The 442-nt window shown below is 75.6% G+C and carries 1 pseudogene; it reads left to right on the forward strand.

Features of this window, described 5'->3' with window-relative positions:
- Window positions 1–396, forward strand: a pseudogene (locus D9R02_RS11890) (LCP family protein); the annotation flags it as partial.
- Between the last annotated feature and the right edge of the window lie 46 nt (window positions 397–442).

Raw genomic sequence — 442 nt, forward strand, 5'->3', positions numbered from 1 at the left:
GACATCCCGCAGTCCTCGATCGGCTCCATGGTCTCCGTGGCCACCAAGGCCCAGCACCACGAGCTGCAGTCCTACGCGGCGGGCCCGCCCTACTACGACCAGTCCTTCCCCACCTACCCCGACTACGCGCGGTTCCAGTCGGATCTCGCGGACGTCCTCAAGAAGGCCGACGGCGCCCAGGCGGCCTCATCGTCCGGCGGAACCGCGGCGTCGTCGTCCGCGGCCGCGGCCCACGCTTCCGGGGCGGCGCCCGCGGGCGGGGTGTCCGTGCTCGGCAGCGGGCCGGGCATCGGGACCGCCGCGGTGGTCCCGGCCGCGCTCACGGCGCCCGCGGGCCTCAAGCTTCCCGCCGAGGAGCAGCTGTCCCCGAACGGGACGTGCTCCCTACCGCAGTGACGTCCCCCGGCAGCAGCGCGCGACGGGGGCGGCGCTCCGTGCAGCG

The organism is Kocuria rhizophila, assembly GCF_003667225.1.
Taxonomy (GTDB): domain Bacteria; phylum Actinomycetota; class Actinomycetes; order Actinomycetales; family Micrococcaceae; genus Kocuria; species Kocuria rhizophila.